General features: G+C 73.7%; 17 protein-coding genes. 1 reads left to right on the top strand and 16 read right to left on the bottom strand.

Annotated features, from left to right (window positions below):
* Window positions 1–45: 45 nt before the first annotated feature.
* The gene (locus tag ACRYRX_RS11060; RefSeq protein ID WP_432511973.1) at window positions 46–1,506 is read left to right on the top strand and encodes a hypothetical protein; all 1,461 of its coding nucleotides are present in this window, start codon (window positions 46–48) and stop codon (window positions 1,504–1,506) included.
* Here ACRYRX_RS11060 and ACRYRX_RS11055 read toward each other — a convergent pair.
* The 16 genes from ACRYRX_RS11055 to pgeF all read right to left on the bottom strand — a co-directional run bounded on the left by ACRYRX_RS11055 (window position 1,448) and on the right by pgeF (window position 19,774).
* Window positions 1,448–2,371: a glycosyltransferase family 2 protein gene (locus tag ACRYRX_RS11055; protein ID WP_432511972.1), complete on the bottom strand. Its 924-nt coding sequence runs from the start codon at window positions 2,369–2,371 to the stop codon at window positions 1,448–1,450. The genes ACRYRX_RS11060 and ACRYRX_RS11055 overlap by 59 nt on opposite strands.
* Entirely contained in the window at window positions 2,368–3,534 is a 1,167-nt protein-coding gene (locus tag ACRYRX_RS11050; RefSeq protein WP_432511971.1) for a glycosyltransferase family 4 protein, read from the bottom strand. Before ACRYRX_RS11050 ends, ACRYRX_RS11055 begins: the two co-directional genes overlap by 4 nt.
* Window positions 3,531–5,810 carry a fibronectin type III domain-containing protein gene (locus ACRYRX_RS11045; RefSeq protein WP_432511970.1) on the bottom strand — a complete coding sequence of 760 codons (2,280 nt, stop codon included), beginning with the start codon at window positions 5,808–5,810 and terminating at the stop codon, window positions 3,531–3,533. Before ACRYRX_RS11045 ends, ACRYRX_RS11050 begins: the two co-directional genes overlap by 4 nt.
* A gap of 49 nt (window positions 5,811–5,859) precedes the next feature.
* On the bottom strand, window positions 5,860–6,456 hold the full coding sequence (locus tag ACRYRX_RS11040) for a hypothetical protein (protein WP_432511969.1): 597 nt from the start codon (window positions 6,454–6,456) through the stop codon (window positions 5,860–5,862).
* A complete protein-coding gene (locus tag ACRYRX_RS11035; protein WP_432511968.1) occupies window positions 6,453–7,802 on the bottom strand; it encodes a DUF1972 domain-containing protein in 1,350 nt (449 codons plus the stop codon). Before ACRYRX_RS11035 ends, ACRYRX_RS11040 begins: the two co-directional genes overlap by 4 nt.
* Window positions 7,803–7,972: 170 nt before the next feature.
* Complete coding sequence (locus ACRYRX_RS11030) at window positions 7,973–10,003, bottom strand: alginate lyase family protein (RefSeq protein WP_432511967.1); 2,031 nt, start codon at window positions 10,001–10,003, stop codon at window positions 7,973–7,975.
* 239 nt (window positions 10,004–10,242) lie between these two features.
* Entirely contained in the window at window positions 10,243–10,731 is a 489-nt protein-coding gene (locus tag ACRYRX_RS11025; RefSeq protein WP_432511966.1) for a hypothetical protein, read from the bottom strand.
* A complete protein-coding gene (gene dnaE, locus ACRYRX_RS11020; protein ID WP_432511965.1) occupies window positions 10,719–14,264 on the bottom strand; it encodes a DNA polymerase III subunit alpha in 3,546 nt (1,181 codons plus the stop codon). The genes ACRYRX_RS11025 and dnaE overlap by 13 nt, the downstream gene beginning before the upstream one ends.
* Before the next feature lie 100 nt (window positions 14,265–14,364).
* Window positions 14,365–15,288, bottom strand: coding sequence for an RluA family pseudouridine synthase (locus tag ACRYRX_RS11015; protein ID WP_432511964.1), 924 nt, complete (start codon window positions 15,286–15,288; stop codon window positions 14,365–14,367).
* Complete coding sequence (lspA, locus tag ACRYRX_RS11010; RefSeq protein ID WP_432511963.1) at window positions 15,281–15,823, bottom strand: signal peptidase II; 543 nt, start codon at window positions 15,821–15,823, stop codon at window positions 15,281–15,283. Before lspA ends, ACRYRX_RS11015 begins: the two co-directional genes overlap by 8 nt.
* An 85-nt stretch (window positions 15,824–15,908) precedes the next feature.
* Entirely contained in the window at window positions 15,909–16,391 is a 483-nt protein-coding gene (locus tag ACRYRX_RS11005; RefSeq protein WP_432511962.1) for a TraR/DksA family transcriptional regulator, read from the bottom strand.
* A 200-nt stretch (window positions 16,392–16,591) separates the two neighbouring features.
* The gene (locus tag ACRYRX_RS11000) at window positions 16,592–17,248 is read right to left on the bottom strand and encodes a DivIVA domain-containing protein (protein ID WP_432511961.1); all 657 of its coding nucleotides are present in this window, start codon (window positions 17,246–17,248) and stop codon (window positions 16,592–16,594) included.
* A 108-nt stretch (window positions 17,249–17,356) separates the two neighbouring features.
* On the bottom strand, window positions 17,357–17,656 hold the full coding sequence (locus tag ACRYRX_RS10995) for a YggT family protein (RefSeq protein ID WP_432511960.1): 300 nt from the start codon (window positions 17,654–17,656) through the stop codon (window positions 17,357–17,359).
* Window positions 17,657–17,686: 30 nt separating this feature from the next.
* Entirely contained in the window at window positions 17,687–18,265 is a 579-nt protein-coding gene (locus tag ACRYRX_RS10990; protein WP_432511958.1) for a cell division protein SepF, read from the bottom strand.
* Between the two features lie 73 nt (window positions 18,266–18,338).
* Window positions 18,339–19,052, bottom strand: a complete 714-nt coding sequence (locus tag ACRYRX_RS10985; RefSeq protein ID WP_432511957.1) for a YggS family pyridoxal phosphate-dependent enzyme — start codon at window positions 19,050–19,052, stop codon at window positions 18,339–18,341.
* Complete coding sequence (pgeF, locus tag ACRYRX_RS10980) at window positions 19,049–19,774, bottom strand: peptidoglycan editing factor PgeF (RefSeq protein WP_432511956.1); 726 nt, start codon at window positions 19,772–19,774, stop codon at window positions 19,049–19,051. Before pgeF ends, ACRYRX_RS10985 begins: the two co-directional genes overlap by 4 nt.
* Between the last annotated feature and the right edge of the window lie 16 nt (window positions 19,775–19,790).

Genomic DNA, 19,790 nt, shown 5'->3' with positions numbered 1-19,790 from the left:
GGACAGGCGCCTGCGGACCCGGTCCGGGAGAACCTGCTCCGGCGGGTGCGCACCGAGGTCGACGCCGGGTCCAGCACCCGCCGCGCCTGCCGCCGCGTCGGCACGGTCGCCGGGGTCCACCCCGGCACCGTCCTGGCCTGGTGGCGCGGCTCGGCGCGCCCCGGCGACCCGGACGGCCCGGACGGCCCCGCTGTCGGGGCCGTCACCGTCGGCCGGGGGCTCCCCCGCGGGCGCGCCCTGGCCGTGACCCGGCTGGTCGCCGTGCTCGGGCTGGCCCTGCTGGGCGCCGACCTCACCGTCGGGGACGTGCTGCCCGTCGCCGGGGTCGCGGTGGCGGGGCTGCTGCCCGTCTGGGCCGTCGCGCTCGGCCGCTACCCCGGGGCCCGCGCCGTGCTGCTGCTCGCCGGGGCCGCGCTCGCCGGCGGCCTGGTGCTGGTGCTGCTGCCCGGCGCCCGCGAGATCGAGCCCCGGTACGCGGTGGCGACCGCGACCCGCACCCTGGCCGTCGTCCTCGGGTTCGGGTTCACCCTGTGGTGCCGGTGGTTCCTGCCGCGCGAGGCCGTCGCCCTGGCCTACGGCGCGGGCGCGCTGGCGGTGAACCTGACGCGGCTGCCGGGATCGGAGAACGGCTGGAAGTACCAGCTCGCGCTGCCGGTGACCATCGTCGTGCTGGCCCTGGCCCAGTGCGTCCGGGGGCGGGCCCGCACCGCGGTGGTGCTGGCGGCGCTGGCCGGTCTGGGGGCGCTGAGCGTCCTGCACGACTACCGCAGCTTCTTCGGGTTCGCCGCCCTCACCGCCCTCGTCGTCGGCTGGCAGGCCGTCTCGGCCGCCCGGCGGAGGCGCCGGTACCGGCGCCGGCCCGGGGCGACGCTGGCGACGTGGGTCGCCTCCGGGACCCTGCTCGCGGTCGGGGGGTTCACCCTCTACCGCGCCGCCGAGCAGCTGCTGCTGTCCGGCGCGTTCGGGACCGTCCTGCAGGAACGCTCCCAGGCGCAGGTGCGCGCCGCCGGGTCGCTGCTGGCCGGGGGCCGCCCCGAGTGGGCGGGCACCTGGAGCCTGATGCGCCACGACCCCGCCGGTTTCGGGCCCGGCGCGATCCCCCGCCCGCAGGACGTCCTCGTCGCCCGCGAGGGGCTGGCGACCGTGGGCATCGGCCCGGACAACGGCTACGTCGACAACTACATGTTCGGCGGGCAGTTCCGGCTGCACTCCACCGTCGCCGACGCGTGGTCGAACTTCGGGTGGGTCGGGGTGGCGTTCGCGCTGCTGCTGGCCGGGTTGCTCGTGCGGGCCCTGCTGGACCACCTCACCGACCGGACCGCCGACGCCCTGGTCCTGCTGCTGGGCCTGCGCGCCCTGTGGGACCTGGCGTTCGGGCCGATGTACTCCAACCTGCCCGACGTCGCGCTGGCGCTGGCGCTGGCGCTGCGACCGCGCGCCCGGGGCCTCACCGCGGCGCGGGTCCCGGCCGGGCGGGGCCGGCGACGGGCCGCCGCCGCGGGCTGAGCGCGATCCGCCACCCGGCCACCGTGCCCCGCACCGCCGCGCGCACCGGGGAACGGTCGCGCAGCAGCCGCCGCCACCCGTCGCGGCGCAGCACCTCGGCCGCGTACACCGGGGAACTGGCCACGAAGCGCGCGACCCGCCGCGGCGGCAGGTGGCGCCGGGCGAACAGCAACCGGTTGCGGCAGTTGAACTCCACGTACGTCGCGGACTTGAACCCCTGCTGCTGGGTGGCCCCGACGAGGTGGACCGCCTCCAGGTCCGCGCGCACGTGCAGGTTGGCCCCCAGCCCCAGCGCGCGCAGGCTCAGGTCCACGTCCTCCCAGTACAGGAAGTACCCGTCGGCGAAACCGCCCAGTTCGGTCCACAGGTCGCGGTGGACCGCGAGGCACGCCCCGGTCAGCCACGGCCGCAGGTCCGGCCCCGGCAACCGGCCGGTGCGCCGGGTGCGTCCGGTGCGCAACGACACCTCCGCCCCGTCGAACCAGTGCCGGCCGTCCTCGCGCACGATCCGGGGGGCGACGACCCGGCGCGGGTCGGCCACGACCTCGGCGTGCAGCGCGGCCACCACCTCCGGCGGCACCCGCAGGTCCGGGTTCACGACGAGGACGGCGTCGCAGCCCAGTTCCAGAGCCCGGGCCGCGCCCGCGTTGACCCCCGGGCCGAACCCCGCGTTCGTCGGCAGCGGGCAGAACTCCAGGCCCCGCCCGGCGCACAGGCGCTCGGCCGCCTCGCGGTTCCGCTCGCCGGAGAAGTTGTCGACCACGACGACGACGGAACTCACCGGCGCCAGGTCGTGCCGCAGCAGGTTCTCCTCCAGGACCGCCGGGTCGCCGTAGTTCACGACGACGACCCCGAGCCCGCTCACCGGGCCGCCGCGAGCAGGTGGTCGCGGATCCCGCTGCGGTACCGCTGCGGGCTGAACCGGCGGGCCGCGGCGGCGGCCTGGGTCAGGGCCAGGTCGCCCAGCTCGGGCAGCGCGGCGGCGACCTCCGCGATCGCGCGGGCGGTGGCCGCGACGTCCCCGGCCGGGACCAGCCGGACGCTGGCGACGCCCGCGAGCGCCTCCGGCAGTCCCCCGGCGTCGCTGGCGATGACGGGGCGGCCGGCCAGGACGCCCTCGACGGCGGTGTTCCCGAACGGTTCGGGCAGCACCGAGGGGACGAGCAGCACGTCGCAGCGGGCCAGGTGGGCGAAGACGTCGGGGTCGAAGCCGTGGACGTCGACGCGGCCGGCGAACTCCGGGCGCTGCAACCGCCGGGACAGTTCGCGGCCGAACTCGGCGTGCTCGGCGAACACGTCCCCCACCAGGTCGAGGTGGGCGTCGAGCCCGCCGCGCAGGACCTCGGCGAGGGCGTCGAGGGCGACCAGGACGCCCTTGCGCTCGGACAGCCGACCGACGTACAGCAGGCGCAGGACCCCGTCGCGGTCGGCGCGGACCGCGACGGGCTGGGCGGGGCCCTCGACGCCGTTGAGCAGGACGCTGGCGCGCGGGCGCAGCCGCGGCCAGGACCGCAGCAGCAGGCCGAGGGCGTACTCGCTGTTCACGAGCAGTTCCGAGGCGGCCAGCAGCGGCGCCGCGAGCGCGCGCTGCACCAGCGGGGAGGCCCGGCCCTCGGCCTCGTGGACGTGGCAGACCACGGGGACGCCGTGCAGGCGCGGCAGCACGACCCAGGTGGGCGTGGTGAGGGTGCTGACGTAGACGACGTCCGGTCGCAGCCGCCGCAGCAGCGCGCTGTCGCGGGCCAGCGCCAGCGCGCTGCGGCCCAGCAGGCCCACCGCCCCCCGAAGGCCGAGGGCCGACTTGCGCAGCACCGGCACGGGGCGGATCCGGACGTCGACGCCCAGGGCCCGGACCTGCGCCACCAGAGGGCCGTCCTGCGGGACGACGAGGACGGCCCGGGCCCCGGCCGCGACCAGGGCCCGGACCGCTTCGAGCAGCATGCGGTCCGAGCCGTACAGGCTCGCGCCCGGGTGGGTCACCAGGACCCGCAGCGGGGGCGGGTCCCGGTGGTCGGTCCGGTCGCTCACCCGCCGGCGGCGACGGTCTGGACGCGCAGGTCGTCGAACGTGGCCTGCACCGAGGAGGTGTTGGCCGAACCCGGCAGCGCCGCCGACAGCCCCGGGTTGCCCGCGACCTGCAGGGCGGGCGAGGTGTCGGTCGCGCTGACCTGCCACGCCGCGGGTTCGCTCGTCCCGGCCGGCCACACCTTGGCGCGCACCGTCGTCGGGTTCACCCCGGTGACCTGGGTCCGCACCTGCAGCTTCTGCCCGGCGGTCGCGGTGAGGCCGGGCACGGCGAGGGAGGCCAGCGTTGTCTGAGCGCCGCCCACCCGGGCGGTCAGGGTCAGCTGGACCGGCTGGCCGGAGACCAGCCGGACCGCGGAGCGGTAGTCGCTGGCGGCGTCGACGCGGCGGCCCAGGGTGGTCAGGACCGCCGCCGACGGGGCCGGCAGCGGCGTGGCCGCGACCGTGAACTGCACGTCGGCCGACGTGGCGAGGACGGTGCCGAGGACGGCGGTGGAGGTCCCGCCGCGGGCCGCCTTCACCCGTCCCGCGCCGCTGTAGACGGAGAAGTTGTAGTTGCCGCCGGTGGTCGTCCAGGGGCCTCCGGAGTTCGCCGTGCCCCACCCGCTCGTCGCGGTCCGGCCGAAGGTGTCGGTCGCCAGCGTCACGGGCGTCGCCGACGACGAGGGGTCGACGGTGACGGCGGTGCTGGCCACCGAGTTCCCGTCGGCGTCGACGGCGTGGACGCGGTAGCTGTAGGTGGTGCCCGGGGTCAGGCCGGTGTCGGTGAACTCCAGGTTCGGCCGGGTCCACCAGGTGGAGGCGGCGGTCAGGGTGCCCGCCGGGTGGGCCAGGTCCCCGTCGCGCACGACGCGGTACTGCAGGTCGCTGCTCTCGGGGTCCCAGGTCGCCTTCCAGCGCAGCCGCACGGTGCCGGGGCCGGCGACGGCGACCTCGGGTTTGAGGTCGGCCAGGGGCCGCGGCCCCTCCTCCGCGGGGGCGACCGGCCGGACGGCCAGGCGCACCAGGCCCTGCTGCTTGGTGCCGTTGACGGTGGGGAACTCCCCGCCGAGGGAGACGTACTGCGCGTTCCCGGTGACCGACCAGGCCGCCTGGGACTGCCCGGTGAAGGTGCCGACGTTCAGCGTCGGCCACCAGTTCAGCAGCTTCGGCGCGGGTTTCCCGGTGAACTTCCCCTTGGTGTTGGTGCCCCGCGCGTCGGCCGTCGTGGCCATGGCGTGCTGGAACGTCTGCGGGTTCGCCTGCGGCCAGCCCCCGACGGGTGAGCAGTCGTGGGCGTGGCCGACGGTGTAGACGACCCCGCCGAGGGGCTGGACGGAGTAGGAGTCGCCCAGGCACCCCACGACCCAGTCGAGCTTCCCCGTGGCCGCGTCGGCGGCGAAGCTCCCCTCCAGGTTCCCGGCGCTGCCGGACTGGTACTGGTAGCCGGTGCCGTAGACGGTCTCCCCGTCGGTGGCGAGGGAGTAGATCGCGGCCTTGGCGCCGGCGTTGCGCACCACGTCGGTGGCGGCCCACGGGGCGCTCGCGCCGGTGACCGGGTCCAGGGCCCCCATCCCGTAGGCGGGGCCGTCGTTGAGCGTCGCGAACCGGCCGGCGGCGACCACGGAGCCGCCGTCGGGGGCGACGAGGGCGAACACCTCGTTGTCGGCCGAGGGGGCCCACGGCAGCAGCGACCCGTTGGTGGGGCTGAACGCCGCGAGGCGGCTGCGCGCGGTCTTGTTCGCGACGGAGAACTGCCCGCCGACGTACACGGCGTCGTCGGTCGCGACGACGGCACGGGCGCGGTAGTCGACCTGGGCGGCGAACCCGGGGACCAGGGCGCCGGTCTGCGCGTTCAGCGCGGCGATGCGGTACCTGTTCTCGCCGTTGGCCTTCGTGAAGTTCCCGACGACGTAGACGCGGGAACCGTCGGGCGAGGCGGTGATGCCGAGGCCCTCGGAGTTCAGCGACGCGGTGAAGCTCGTGATGAGTTTCCCGGTCGTCAGGTCGTAGGCGAGGATGTTGCTGCGGGGTGTCTCGCCCGTGCCGGCGGGGGCGCCCGCGGGGCGGGCCGAGGTGAACTTGCCGGTGACGTAGACGGTGTTCCCGACGGTGGTCTGGGCCCACACGACCCCGTTGACCTGGACGGTCGGCAGGGCGTCGGCCGTGACGGTCTCGGGCACGGCCGGTGGGTCGGCTGCGGTGGCGGTGGTGGCGGCGGGTAGTCCGAAGAGGACCACCAGCGCGGTCAGCGCGGCGGTCGCGACGCGGCGCGACCTCCGGGCGCCGAGGCTGTTCATGCGTTCTCCCCTGCTGCCGCCTGTCGGCGACCCTCGTGGCGGTCCGGGATCAGACGTCGACGATGACGGTGTCGGTCGAGCTCACCGAGGTGATCTCGAGCGTCATGGTGCGGGCGGTGCCCTCGGCGATGGAGTACACGAACGTGGCCGTCCCCGACTCCCCGACCTCGAGGATCCCCGTGGGTGCCGCGTAGGGCGGCCCCTCCAGCCCGGAGGCGGGGGTCCCGTCGGGCCGGGAGGCGTTGACCCGGACCCCGTCGAGGTCGACCGGGTCGGGCGAGGCGTTGGTGAAGGTCAGCGCGACGACCATCGCGGGGCCGCTGACCTCGCCGGGGTGCACGGCGGCGACCTCGGCCTCGGTGACGGAGGTGACCTTCACGGTGAGCCCCTCGGAGAAGCGGGCTTCGCGCTGCACGGGGACCGGCGCCAGGGTCCGGGTGCCGACGACGTCGGCGGTGGCCGGGGCCTCGGGGTCGGTCGCGGTGGGGTCGGGCGCCGCCGCGGCCGGGTCGACCGTGGTGGCGGCGCTGCCGAGCTCGGTGCGGGTGCTGCCCGGCGACGAGCACGCCGCCAGGGCGGCGAGGCAGAGGGCACCGGCGGCGAGCAGCCGGCGCGCGGGCGGACGGGACGGCTGGGTTCGGCTCACCTGATGCTCCAACGTGCCTGGGGTTCGGGCTGGACGGCCTCGTACCGGCCGGGTGCCGCGAGGTCGAGTTCGGCCGCGGCACCGGGGGTGTCCCCCGCCGCGAGGTCGACCGTGAGGTCGGTGGTCAGGTCCAGGATCGAGGCGTCGGACTGGCCCCGGGCGGGGACGGGGCGTCCGGCGAGGCGCAGGCACAGGTCCTCGTACCCGTCGGCGACGTCGTCCCAGTCGTAGTTCGCGGCCCGGAACCGGCTGGCGCGGCCGCGGTCGCGCACCCGCGCCTCGTCGGCCTCGGCGGCCTCCACGGCGGCGGTGACCCCGGCGGCGGTCGACCAGTACGTGCCGGCCGGGCCGAGGACCTCGCGGTTGAAGTCGACGTCGTAGGCGTCGACTGCGGTCCCCGCGCCGATGGCCCGCAGCAGGGACGGGTTGGTCCCGCCGACCGAGTGCCCGTGCAGGTAGGTGGCCGCCCCGGCGTACAGCTGGTCGAGCAGGTCCTGGTCCCACAGGCCGCCGACGAGGCGGACCCGCTCGTCGGCCAGGGCGTGGATGCGGGCGGTGTGGGCGTCGGAGTAGGGCGCCGAGCCGACGACGACGAGGGGTTTGCGGGCCCGGGACGCGACGTAGCCGGCGACGATGACGTCGACGTGGTTCTCCGGTTCGAAGCGGGCCACGACGAGGTGGTACCCGCCGGGTTCGAGGCCGAGCTCGGCCAGTCGCCGCGGGTCCCCGCCGCCGTCGACGATCGGTGCGCCGTAGCGGATCAGCGTGGTGTCGGCGTCGAACCGGCGGCGGTAGTAGGTGGCGATGCCCTCGGCGTCGGCGATGAGGGCGGCGGAGTGCCGGACGGCGAACGCCTCGGCCCAGCGGTAGTAGCGCTTCCCGGCCGGGCCCCACTTGGCGCGCTTCCACTCCAGGCCGTCGACGTGGGTGGCGGTCGGGACGCCGAGGGCGCGCAGGACCGGCAGGAACGGGGCGTTGGCCGCGTTGAAGACGACGGCCGCGTCGGTCCGCCCCCCGCGGGCGAGCGCTCCCCGCAGGCCGTGCTGGACGGCGAGGTGGCCGACGCCGAGCGCGGACCGGCTGAGCGTCTCCAGCGAGCGGCGCCGGACGGCGGGCAGCGGCACGAGCTCCATGCCCCGGTACCGGCGCAGGTGCTCGCGCGGTGCGGGGCCGCCGCCCGGGGGCGCGGCGCCGTAGACGACGACGTGGTGGCCGCGGTCGGCGAGCCGGGCGCCGACCTCTTCCACGCAGGTCTCGAAACCTCCGTAGCGGGCCGGGACCCCTCGGGTCCCGAGCAGGGCGATGCGCAGACCGCTGGTCGACGGTCCGCGGGCGTGAACGGTCATCGAGTTGTCCCCCCATCCGCGTTCACTCCTGTACGCGGAGTGATGACGGTAGCCCAATCGGGAGGTCATGGGGAGGGTTATCTAGAAGATTGTGCCGTTCGTGGACGCACGAACGCCCCGGACCGTGCGGTCCGGGGCGTTCGGTGGGGCGTTCGGTGGGGCGGTGCGGCTCAGCCGGCCGAGTGGGTCAGCGTCTCCCAGTTCATGAAGATGCCGCTGCCGGTCGGGGTCACGGTGCCGAGGAACTTCTTGGTCTCCGGCAGCGAGGCGCCACCGCGCGTGGCGTAGTGGTTGTAGCCCAGCGCGTAGGTGAGCTTGTAGCCGGTGCCGCCGAGGTTCATCGCCTTCGGGCAGACCCAGCCGGAGGCCGACGGGTTGTTGACGAAGCGCAGGTTGAACTCCATGGCCTTCACCAGACGGGTCTTCTGCTCGCCGTACAGGTCCATGCCCTGGATGCGGGCGGTCTCGGCGGCGTCGAGGGCGGAGGCCAGGCCCATCGCGACGTGCGAGGCGTCGCGGCACGTCTCGGCGGCGAGGCCGTCGACGAACTGCTTCGGGTTCGACCAGTACTCGCGGTAGTTGCCGTCCTTCATGATGGTGTTCGCCGGGAAGTTCGGCTTGCTGCCGTCGGAGGACAGGTAGAACGAGCCCTTGACGTGGTTGCGCCAGTCACCGACGCCGTTGTCCCAGGTGGCGCGGTCGTTGGTGAAGACACCGATGTTCATGGTGGCCTCGGCCATCGTCAGCTGCCAGTTCGCCGAGGTCCAGGTCCAGCCGTTGACGACGCGGGGCAGGAACGCGGTCTTCAGCATGGTCTCGAACTTCGCGACGTCCGCGGAGCTCCAGCCCGCGCCGCTGTAGCGGATCAGCTCGGCGGCCTTGGTGAAGGTCTGGCCGGCCCAGCCGGCCTGCAGCAGACCGTTCTTGTAGACCTTGGTGTCGAACTTGTGGTCCTTCAGCGTGCGGCCGTAGGCGTTGAGGATCTCGATGGCCTTGTCGGCGTGGCGCTGGTCACCGGTGTAGTACCACATGAGCGCGTGCGTGTAGGCGGCCTGCGCGTCGTCGGTCTCGGCGGTGCAGCCCTCGTCGACGACGTTGTAGGAGCCGCAGCCCACGTAGGCGGTCGGCTTCGGGGTCCACGACAGGCGCGCGTAGCGGCTGCCCTTCATCTTGTCGAAGGCGGGCTTCTGCGGGGACCGGCCGGCCCGGACGGCCTCGCGGGACTCCTCCAGGTTCGAGGTGCCGTTGAGGATGCCCGGGTGGGTGAACCCGTTGGTGACCACGCGCTTGAGGGTGGGCAGGCCGGAGGTGGACCCGGCGGCCGGCTTGGCGGTGCTGGTCGGGTTCGTGGTGGCGACCGGCGTCGGGGTCGCGGTGGTCGGGCGCGGGCTCGCCGTCGTCGTGGGGGCGGGAGCCGGGGCCTGGACCGGGGCGGCCTGCTGGACGCTCGCCACGGCCTGGAAGGCGCCGACCGCGACCGGGGTGGGGGTGCCGCTGCCGGACAGGTAGCCGTTCACGCCCACCGAACCGGCCTTCTTCACTGCCGCGGCGCTGGTGTCCTCGGCCACGACCTGCCACTCGGGCGTGCCCTGGCCGGCCAGCCAGACGCGGGCCTGGACGGTGACGGGCGAGGTGCCCGAGACCTTGGTCTCCACGTTCAGCCACGCGTCGGAGGCGGCCTTGACGTTCAGGCTGGTCTTCGACAGCTGGGTCGACGCGCCGTCGACGACGCGGTCGGCGCTGAGGGTCAGCGCACCGCCCGCACCGATGGTCAGGGTCGTGCCGTAGCGGTCGCCGTCGGACTGGCGGCGGATCTCGGTGGTCTCGTAGAGACCGACCTTCGCGGCACCGACCGAGGGCAGTTTCACGCCGTGCTTGACGGTGACGTCGCCGGCGGAGACGGCGGGCAGGCCGGCCGCGAAGCTGCCGCCGCGGGGGACGGTCGGGAAGCTCAGCTGGCCGCCACCGGTGGTCACCTTGCCGCCGGCGGACTGGACGGCCCAGGTGCCGCCGACCTCGGCGGCACCGACCGCGCGGGTGGTGCCGGAGAAGGAGTCCTTGGCGACCACCTTGTCGGTGGAAGCCGTTGCGGCCTGGGCGATGTCACCGGCGGTCACGAGGAAGGTGCAGGAAGCGGCGACGACGCCGAGGGCAGCGACGAGACGACGGGGGGTCGTGGTAACGAACGTGGAGGGGGTCACGATGAAGGGATCGGGACGGTTCTCGATCGCCTTGAGCCGGCTTTCGGCGATCACCCGTCCGCATTCACGTACCCATTGGCCCGATCATTCCCGCTGATTCCACGGTGCGTGACGGTGTTCACCGGAATGCCGAGAGAATTCATGATCCGCATCACGGAGAGTGAGGATCACGGGCTTTCGGGACCACCGTTGACCCGAACGAGTGAGAAACGTCGCAGACGTTCTCCCTCAGGTCCGCGTCAGTCCGTCCGGGCCCAGTGCCACAGCGCGTCGACGAGTGTGACCAGAGCCACAGCCGCCGCGACCACGAACGGCTGCACCAGCAGCACGATCCCGGCGTGGACCGTGACGTGGGCCACGTCCCCCGGGTCCGACGGGGGCAGCGAACCACCCACCCCCAGCGCGAGCAGCGCCGAGGCCAGCGCCCCGGCCAGCGCCGTCCCCAGCGCAGGCACCGGCCGCCCGCGTCCCCGCGTCAGCACGACCCCCGCCGCGGCCAGGCCCACCAGCCCGGTCAGGACGGCGAAGACGCCGTCCCGGGCGATCGGGTAGACGGCGCTGGAGGTGACGACCGGCTCCCCCACCACCCACGGGGCCGGGTGCCGGGTGAGCGCCCACCACAGCACGCCCACCGCCAGCCCCGCCAGCGCCTGCCCGAACAGCAGGACCACCCCCAGCCGGCGCCCCGCCACCGGGGCGGGCGCCGGCGCGGCCGTCACACCAGGCACGCGGGGCCGAGCAGCTGCTTGAGGTCGCCGAACAGCGCCGGGCTGGGGTTGACGCGCAGCGAGTCGTCCAGGCGCATCAAGGTGCCCCCGCTCCCACCGTTCTTCGTCAGCCGCAACCGCACCTCCGTGCCGCCCCGGTGCGTCTCCAGCACCGTCTTGAGCTGCTCGACGACCTGCGTGGTGCAGCGCGCGGTCGGCAGCGTCACCGTCACCGGCACCCCGTCGGTGGAGGAGATGTCCGGGACCGTCAGCCCCGAGGCGTAGATCGTCGGCACCTCGTCGCGCCGGTTCAGCCGGCCCTTGACCACGACGACGAGGTCCTCGGCCAGCAGCTGGGCGACGTCGGAGTAGGCCTGCGGGAAGAACAGGCACTCGATCGCGCCCGCGAGGTCCTCGACGGTGACGATGGCCCAGTAGTTGCCCTGCTTCGTGGTCTTGCGCTGCAACCCCGTGATCATGCCCGCGATGGTGATCTGCGAGCCGTCGGGACGGGACTCGTCCTCCAGCAGCGTCGCGATGCTGACGTCCGAGGCGTTCTGCAGCAGCCGCTCCAGCCCGAACAGCGGGTGGTCGGAGACGTACAGGCCCAGCATCTGCCGCTCGTGGGCCAGCAGCTCGGACTTCTCCCACTCCGGCAGGTCGGGGATGACGACCTCGAAGCCGCCGGCCGCCCCCTCGCCGTCGTCACCGCCCAGACCGGCGAACAGGTCGAACTGCCCCATCGCCTCGTTGCGCTTGACGTCCACGACCGCGTCGACGGCGTCCTCGTGCTTGGCCACCAGGGCCCGGCGCCGGTGGCCCAGGGAGTCGAACGCGCCGGCCTTGATGAGCGACTCGATGGTCCGCTTGTTGCACACCACGGCCGGGACCTTGGTGAGGAAGTCCTGGAACGACTCGTAGCGGGACTTCTCCTGCCGGGCCGCGACGATCGCGTCGACGACGTTGGCGCCGACGTTGCGGATCGCGGTCAGGCCGAAGCGGATGTCGGACCCGACGGCCGTGAAGTTCGCGCTCGACTCGTTGACGTCCGGCGGCAGGACCTTGATCCCCATGCGGCGGCACTCGTTGAGGTACAGCGCCGACTTGTCCTTGTCGTCGCGCACGCTGGTGAGCACCGCGGCCATGTACTCGGCCGGGTAGTTCGCCTTGAGGTAGCCCGTCCAGTAGGAGACCAGGCCGTACGCCGCCGAGTGCGCCTTGTTGAACGCGTAGTCGGAGAAGGGGACGAGGATGTCCCACAGCGCCTTGACGCACTCCTTGCTGAACCCGTTGTCCAGCATCCCCTTCTCGAAACCGACGTACTCGGCGTCGAGGACCTCGCGCTTCTTCTTGCCCATCGCCCGGCGCAGCAGGTCCGCGGACCCCAGGGAGTACCCGGCGACCTTCTGCGCGATCGACATGACCTGCTCCTGGTACACGATCAGGCCGTAGGTCGTGCCGAGGATGTCCTTGAGGGGTTCCTCCAGCTCGGGGTGGATCGGCGTGATCGGCTCCTGGCCGTTCTTGCGCCGCGCGTACGCCGTGTGCGACCCCGCGCCCATCGGGCCGGGCCGGTAGAGCGCGCCGACGGCCGAGATGTCCTCGAAGTTGTCGGGGCGCATGAGGCGCAGCAGCGACCGCATCGGGCCGCCGTCGAACTGGAAGACGCCCAGGGTGTCGCCCCGGCCGAGCAGCTCGAACGTTGCCTCGTCGTCGAGGTCGAGCTTCTCGAGGTCGACCGGCTCCTTGCCGTTGGCGACGACGTTCTTCAGGGCGTCGTCGAGGATCGTGAGGTTGCGCAGGCCCAGGAAGTCCATCTTGACCAGCCCGAGCGTCTCGCACGTCGGGTAGTCGAACTGCGTGATGATCGCCCCGTCGGACTCCCGCTTCATGATCGGGATGAGGTCGATCAGCGGGTCGGACGACATGATGACGCCGGCGGCGTGCACGCCCCACTGCCGCTTCAGGCCCTCCAGGCCGCGGGCGGTGTCGACGACCTTCACGACCTCCGGGTCGGACTTGTAGAGCTCGCGGAACTCCCCGGCCTCGGAGTACCGCTTGTGGTTCGGGTCGAAGATCCCCGACAGCGGGATGTCCTTGCCCATGACCGCCGGCGGCATCGCCTTGGTGATCCGGTCGCCCATGGAGAACGGGAACCCCAGGACGCGCGAGGAGTCCTTGACGGCCTGCTTGGCCTTGATCGTGCCGTACGTGACGATCTGCGCGACGCGGTCGGTCCCGTACTTGTCCACGACGTACTGGATGACCTCACCGCGGCGGCGCTCGTCGAAGTCGACGTCGAAGTCGGGCATCGACATGCGCTCGGGGTTGAGGAACCGCTCGAAGAACAGGCCGTGCCGCAGCGGGTCCAGGTCGGTGATCTTCATGGCGTACGCCGCCATCGACCCCGCGCCCGACCCGCGGCCCGGGCCCACGCGGATGCCGTTCGCCTTGGACCAGTTGATGAAGTCCGCGACGACGAGGAAGTACCCGGCGTACCCCTTGGAGGTGATGACCTCGATCTCGTAGTCGGCCTGCTTGCGGACGTCGTCGGGGATGGCGCCGTCGTAGCGGTGGTTCAGCCCCGCCCACACCTCCTTGACGAACCAGCTCTCCTCGTTCTCCCCCTCCGGGCAGGGGAAGCGGGGCATGTACGCGCCGGTCGACTCGGTGAACTCCACCTCGCAGCGCTCGGCGATGAGCAGCGTGTTGTCGCACGCCTCGGGGTGGTCGCGCCACAGGTGGCGCATCTCGGCCGGGCTCTTGAGGTAGAAGTCGGTGGAGTCGAACTTGAAGCGCTTGGGGTCGGCCAGCGTCGACCCCGACTGCACGCACAGCAGGGCCTCGTGGGCGCGGGCGTCCTCGGCGTGGGTGTAGTGCAGGTCGTTGGTGGCGACCAGCGGGATGTCGAGGTCCTTGGCCAGCTTGAGCAGGTCGTCCTGGACGCGGCGCTCGATGTCGAGGCCGTGGTCCATCAGCTCGACGTAGAAGTTCTCCGCGCCGAAGATGTCGCGGTAGTCCGCCGCGGCCTTCCGGGCCTCGTCGTACTGCCCCAGCCGCAGCCGCGTCTGGACCTCCCCCGAGGGGCAGCCCGTCGTGGCGATGAGGCCCTCGGCGTACTGCGACAGCAGCTCGCGGTCCATGCGGGGCTTGTAGAGGAAGCCCTCCAGGCTCGCCAGGCTGCTCATCTTGAACAGGTTGTGCATGCCCCGGGTGTCGCGGGCGAGCATCGTCATGTGCGTGTACGACCCCGCGCCGGAGACGTCGTCGCCGGAGCGGCCGTTGGGGTCGCCCCACTTCACGCGGGTCTTGTCCTGGCGGGCCGTGCCGGGCGTGAGGTACGCCTCCACGCCGATGATCGGCTTCACGCCGTGCTTCTTGGCCGTCTTCCAGAAGTCGTAGGCACCGAAGACGAACCCGTGGTCGGTCGTCGCGACGGCCGGCATGCCCATCTCCGCGGCGGTGCGGAAGAGGTCGTCCACCTTGGCCGCGCCGTCCAGCATCGAGTACTCGGTGTGGACGTGCAGGTGGACGAACGAGTCCGCAGAAGCCATGGGTGGAGCGCCTCCAGAAGGTCGAGCAGGGTGTTCGGACGTGCGTGTCGATGGTAGGCGCCCGGGCGGACACGTCCCCGCCCCGACACACGCTGCCGGGTCAGTCCTGGAGCCGGTCCAGCGCCGTGGCCAGGTCCGCCGGGTAGGAGCTGGTGAACTCCACCGGCTGCCCCGTCCCGGGGTGCTCGAAGCCCAGCCGGACGGCGTGCAGCCACTGCCGCGAGACCCCCAGGCGCGCGGCGAGCGTCGGGTCCGCCCCGTAGGTCAGGTCCCCCACGCACGGGTGCTTCAGCGCCGAGAAGTGCACCCGGATCTGGTGGGTGCGCCCGGTCTCGAGGTGGACCTCGGCCAGCGCGGCCGCGCGGAAGGCCTCCAGCACCTCGTAGTGCGTGACGCTGGGCTTGCCCTCGGCCGTGACGGCGAACTTCCAGGCGCTGCCCGGGTGCCGGCCGATGGGGGCGTCGATCGTGCCGCGCAGCGGGTCCGGGTGCCCCTGGACGAGCGCGTGGTAGACCTTCTCGACCGTGCGCTCCTTGAAGGCGTGCTTGAGCGCGGAGTAGGCGTGCTCGCTCTTGGCGACGACCATGAGGCCCGAGGTGCCGACGTCGAGGCGGTGCACGACCCCCTGCCGCTCGGCCGACCCCGACGTCGCGATCCGGTAGCCGGCCCCGGCCAGCCCGCCCACGACCGTCGGGCCGGTCCACCCCGGGCTCGGGTGCGCCGCGACCCCGACGGGCTTGTCGACGACGACGAGGTCGTCGTCGTCGTGCACGATCGTCAGGCCCTCGACCGTCTCGGCGACGACCTGCGGCGCGGCGGGCGGGTCGGGGACCTCGACCTCCAGCCAGGACCCGGCCCGCAGGCGGTCGGACTTGCCCACGGCGTGACCGTCGACCACGACCCGGCCGTCCGCGGTGAGCTCGGCGATCCGGGTCCGGGACAGGCCCAGCAGGCGCGAGAGCGCCGCGTCGACGCGTTCGCCCTCGAGGCCGTCGGGGACCGGCAGGCTGCGCAGCTCAGGCACCGTCGGCCTCGCTCCGGGCCACGGCGCGGTCGCGCTCGCGCACGCCGTCCAGGCCGACGCCGCGCAGGGCCAGGACGGCGATGAACACCGCGGCCACGCAGATGCTGGAGTCGGCGACGTTGAAGATCGGCCAGTTCGGCAGCATGAGGAAGTCCACGACGTGCCCGCGGGCGAACCCGGGTTCGCGCAGCAGCCGATCGGTGAGGTTGCCGGTGGCACCGGCCAGCAGGAACCCGAACGCCAGGGCCCACGGCAGGCTGCGCAGCTTGCGGGACATCCGGACCACGACCACCACGACCACGGCGGCGAGGACCGTGAAGATCCACGTGGCACCGGTCGCGAGGCTGAACGCGGCCCCGGGGTTGCGGATCAGGTAGAACTGCAGGAAGTCGCCGAGGAACGGTTCGGCCGTCGCCGGTTCGAGGTTCGCGACGGCCAGGACCTTGGTGATCTGGTCGAGGGCGTACACGACGGCCCACACCACCAGGGTCCACAGGGCGCGTCGGGGGCGCTGGGGGATCTCGGCTTCGCTCATGGCGGCCCCAGTCTCCCACGGCCGGGCCCCCCGCCCCCCGCGGTGATCGCGGCCGGCGGACCGGGCCACGACCACCGCGACGGGGTCAGCGGCGTTCGCCGCGGGACTTGCAGGGCATGCAGAGCGTCACGCGCGGGAAGGCCTGCAGACGGGCCTTGCCGACGGCGCCGCCGCACGTCTCGCAGACGCCGTAGACGCCCGAGGACATGCGCACCAGGGCCCGCTGGGTCTGCTCGAGCAGGTCGCGGGCGTTGTTGGCGATGGTCATCTCGTGCTCGCGGCCGGCCGTGGTGGCGCCGTGGTCCACCTGGTCGTCCCCGGCGCCCTCGGCGCTGGAGCGGACCAGGGCCGAGAACGACGAGGTGGCGTCGTCGAGCTGGCGGGTCAGGCGGTCGACCTCGGCCATGAGCTCGGACCGGACCTCGGCGAGCTCCTCGGGAGTCCAGGCCTCCTCGCTGTCCTTGACCGGCAGCTCGCGCACCGCCGCGGCGCGCGCGGCGCGCCCGGTGACGCTCGCCCCGGCCGCAGCCCGCGCCGTCGTCGACGGCCCCGCGGACACTCCGTGCATCGTGGTCCCCCCTCTCGTCGTGTGCGGCTGTGCTGCCGCGTGGGGAGACAGTAGGGACAATCACCCTCTGTGAGCAACTGGAAACAGAAAGTTGTCTAAGGTCGGCCGTCCGAGTGCTCCCACCCCGGGGCGCACGACCCCGTGGACGCGAACAGCCGCCACCCGGAGGGGTGGCGGCTGCGGGCGGAGGCGGTGGGGCGTCAGCGGCTCACCGCGTCGTCGGGCACGACCCGCGCGACGCGGCGCAGGTCCTCGAGCTGGGTGGCGATGAACTGCTCCAGCTGCTCGCGGTACGTCGTCTCCCGGGTGTGCAGCTGCGCGATGGCGTCCTCCAGGACACCCCGGCGGGTCTCCAGCTCGCTCAGCGCACGGTCGCGGCGGACCTCGGCGTCGGCCGCCACGCGCTCGGCCTCCTCCTGCGCGGCCAGCAGGAGGGCGTCGCGCTGCGCCTCACCCTCGCGCACGTACTCGTCGTGCAACCGCTGCGCCAGGGCGATCACCCCGGCCGCCCGCGCGGCCGCGTCGTCCGCCGGGGCCGGTGCCGGCTCGGCGGCCGCGACGACCGGCTGCACCGGCTCGGGTTCGGGTTCGGCCTCGTGCACGACCTGCACCTCGGGGGCCTCCTGCGGCGCAGGCGCCTCCGCCCCGGCCGGCTGGGCGCCGGCGCGCGTCAGCTCGGCCACCCGGGCCTGGCACTGGCCGAGCTGACCGCGCAGCTCGGCGTTCTCCCCGTTGAGGCGGCGCAGTTCCGCGACGACCTCGTCGAGGAAGTCGTCGACCTCGTCCTGGGCGTAGCCCTCCCGCACCCGCGTGGGGTTGAAACGCTTCTCGACGACGTCTTCGGGAGTGAGCGGCATCTTCAACACCTCTGCTGACGGGCTGGTCGTGGCGGACCCGCCCGGCCGGGCGGCGATCCGGGCCTCACGGTAGCGGACGTGATCGTCCGCCCCCAGGGGGCGGTCCGGTCAGGCGTAGCTCTTCGACAGCCCGTCGAACGTCGGCATGAGGATCGAGCACAGGATGGCGAGCACCAGGAACGCCAGGTCCAGCTGCACCGCCCCCAGGCGCAGGGGCGGCAGCACCTTGCGCAGGACCTTCAACGGCGGGTCGGTCACGGTGTAGACGGCTTCGGCGCCGACGAGCACCGCACCCCGCGGCCGCCACTCCCGCGACAGGGCCTGCACCCAGTCGAGGATCAGCCGGCCGATGAGGCAGATGAAGAAGAGCAGGACGACGAGCTCGAGGATGCTGAAGACAACGGCCACTGCATCATCCTGCCTGATGACCGAGCGTGGTCAGGACTGGTTGAAGAAGGTCCGCTCGACCGGACGCTCCTCCTCCTGCGTCGCCACCTCGACGTTCTGCGGGGAGAGCAGGAACACCTTGTTGGTCACGCGCTCGATCGCCCCGTGCAGGCCGAAGACCAGGCCGGCGGAGAAGTCGACGAGCCGCTTGGCGTCGGAGTCGTCCATGTCCGTGAGGTTCATGATGACCGGGACGCCCTCGCGGAACGACTCACCGATGATCTTCGCCTCGTTGTACGTGCGCGGGTGGATCGTGGTGATCCGGTGGAGCTCGGACGCCGACGACGACGAGCTGGAGGTCGGGGAGACCACGTGGGCCACCTGCTTCCTGATCGGGGTCACCTGGGCCGTCGCGGCGGGGGAACTGCGGCGTTCGCCCACCGGCTCGGGGCGGGGTTCGTGCCGCACCTCCAGGCGCGGCTCCGGACGCGGCTGCTCACGGGGTTCGTGCCGCACCGGGTGGGTGGGCTCGGGCCGCGGGCGGGTCTGCTCGACCTCACCGTCCTCGGCGTAGCGGTCGTCCTCCGCGAGGCCGAGGTAGACCATCGCATTGCGCAGCGCGCCGGCCATCGCAGGCTCCTCGGGATCGTGCTCGTCGTGTCGTGGGTCGGGTTCCCGGGGGGCGGGAGCCGATGCGGGGACGCTACCGCGCGCCGGGCCGAGATCCCAGGATCGCGCTGCCGACACGCAGGTGTGTCGCACCCGCCGCGACGGCCTGCTCGAGGTCCCCGCTCATGCCCGCCGACAGCTCCCGCGCCCCGGGGTGCACCCGCCGCACCCGCTCGGCGGTGCGCACCAGCTCGGCGAAGGCCCGCGCCGGGTCCACCCCCAGGGGAGCGACGGCCATCAGGCCGCGCAGCCGCAGGCCGGCCTGCCCGGCGACGGCGTCGGCGACCCGCAGGACGTCCTCGCCCGCGGCGCCGGCGCGCGCGGCGTCGGGCTCCAGCCCCAGCCCGGGGGCCAGGTCCACCTGGACGAAGCAGCCGACGTCGCGGCCGGCCTGCTCCGCGGCCCGTCCCAGCGCCTGCGCCAGGCGCGGCCGGTCGACCGAGTGCACCGCGTGGGCGTACCGGACGACCGAGCGCGCCTTGTTGGTCTGCAGCTGCCCGACGAAGTGCCAGTGCAGGTCCGGCAGGCCGGCGAGCTCAGCCGCCTTCGCACCCGCCTCCTGGTCGCGGTTCTCCCCCACGTCGCGCACGCCGAGCCCGGCCAGGGTCCGCACGTCGGAGGCGGGGAAGAACTTCGTCACCACGACGAGGGTCAGCTCGGCGGGGTCGCGACCGGCGGCGCGCGCGGCGCGCGCGGCGCGCTCGCGGGTCGCGGTCAGGGCGGCGGTCAGCTCCTGCTCGCGGGTCACGTCAGCACCACCACCCCGGCCGAGCGGCCGGTGGAGCCGTCGCGCCGGTAGGAGAACAGGTCGTCGTGCTCGGCCGTGCAGCGCGCGAGGCCGGTGACCGGCACCCGCGCCGCGTGCAGCTGGGCCCGGACGCCGGCCGGGACGTCGACGGCCGGGGTGCCCCGGCGCGTGCGGGCGCGGGCGGCGGGCTCGACGGCGGCGACGTCGTCGGCCATCTGCTGCGGGACCTCGTAGCAGCTCCCGCAGATGGAGGGTCCCAGGACCGCGACCAGCCGGGTGGCCCCCGCCGCGCGCATCGACCGGACCAGGGCGGGCACGACCCCGGCGACCAGCCCGGGACGGCCCGCGTGCGCGACCCCGACCAGCCCGGCCGCGGCGTCGAAGACCAGCACCGGGACGCAGTCGGCCACGACGACGGCCAGGGCGAGGCCGGGCACCCGGGTGAACAGGGCGTCGGCCCGGGGGGGCGTGGCCGGCGGGGTGACGACCTCGACGACGTCGGCGCCGTGCACCTGCTGGGGCACGACGAGCGCGTCGGCGGGCAGGCTGCGCCGCAGGGCTTCGCGGTGGGCGCGGACCAGCGCGGGGTCGTCCCCGACGTGGTCGCCGAGGTTGAGGCCGGTGAAGGGTGCGCGGCTGATCCCGCCGGCCCGGGTGGTGAACCCGCCGCGGACGCCGGCCGGCAGGCCGGCGTCCAGCAGCGGGACGCTCGTCGTGCTCACGTCGTGCGGACCGCGA

It is taken from the genome of Kineococcus lubricus (assembly GCF_050871965.1).
In the GTDB taxonomy this organism is placed as follows: Bacteria; Actinomycetota; Actinomycetes; order Actinomycetales; family Kineococcaceae; genus Kineococcus.
The sequence above is the reverse complement of the archived record's forward strand: the minus strand, read 5'-3'. Positions and strand labels throughout refer to the sequence as shown.